The organism is Streptomyces sp. NPDC050263, assembly GCF_040655955.1.
In the GTDB taxonomy this organism is placed as follows: Bacteria; Actinomycetota; Actinomycetes; order Streptomycetales; family Streptomycetaceae; genus Streptomyces.
In genome coordinates, this window is record NZ_JBFAKW010000293.1 from 1 (window position 1) to 1,060 (window position 1,060).

Annotated in this window: 1 protein-coding gene; it reads right to left on the reverse strand. The window is 69.2% G+C overall.

Annotated features, from left to right (window positions below; all coding sequences use genetic code 11):
* Positions 1-964, reverse strand: a 964-nt coding sequence (locus AB0J04_RS46080) for a glycoside hydrolase family 3 N-terminal domain-containing protein (protein ID WP_363174723.1), incomplete at its 3' end; no start/stop codon positions are given.
* Between the last annotated feature and the right edge of the window lie 96 nt (positions 965-1,060).

Genomic DNA, 1,060 nt, shown 5'->3' on the forward strand with positions numbered 1-1,060 from the left:
AGTTCGGGCTGCCCGGAAGTTCCACGTCCAGGCCCGCGGACAGCGCCTGCACCGCCGCCTCGCCCTCCGTGCGCGCGGTGCGGTGGGCTGTGCGCAGCAGGTTGATCGAGTCGTAGTCGCTGACCACCAGGCCGTCGAACCCGAGAGTGTCGCGCAGGAACTCGGTGAGCAGCCAGCGGCTCGAGGTCGCGGGGATGCCGTCGATCTCGTTGTACGCGTTCATCATCAACGCCAGACCCGCCTCGGCGATCGCCCGGCGGAACGGCTCCGCGTACTCGTCGACCAGCACCCGGCGCCCGAGTTGGGTGACGGCCTGGTTCAGCGCGCCCTCCGAGGCGCCGTACCCCAGGAAGTGCTTGCCGGTGGCGAGTACACCGTTCTCCTGCGCCGCGCCCTGGATTCCCCGTACGAACGCGACGGACATCCGCGCGGCCAACTCCGGGTCCTCGCCGTACGTTTCGTGGACCCGCCCCCAGCGCGGGTCGCGATTGATGTCCATGACAGGAGAGAACAGCAGCTGGACGCCGGTGTCGCGCATGTGCGCCGAGGTGACTGCCGCGGCCCGTCTGGTCAGTTCGGGGTCCCAGGTCGCCGCCTGCGCCCACGACGTGGGGAACTGAGAACCGGAGGCGTGCAGAAACCCGTTGATCCCCTCGTTGTGGACCAGCGCGCCGATCCCGAACGGGGACACCTCGCGTACGACCGCCTGGACCGCCGCCAGTTGCTCGCGCAGGCTGTCGGCGTCCTCGCCGAGGAACCACGCCAGGGAGAGATGCCCGACGCCGTGCGGACGCAGCTGCCGAAGGCGAACCGCGTCGACCACGGGATCGCCTTCAGTGCCGTCCTGCGGTTGCGTGAACACCTCGGGGGCGATCAGGCCGCCGAGTTGGGCGACCTTCTGTTCCAACGTGAGCCGGGAGAGCAGACGTTGGATGTCGACGGGTATCGATGTGGAATCTGGCATGTCACGCGTCTTTCGTTCGGCCTGAGGAGGGGCGCACGCCCGCCGCGCCCGATACTTTGGCCACCAGGTGCGCCCAGTCGAGGACTTGGGACGCCG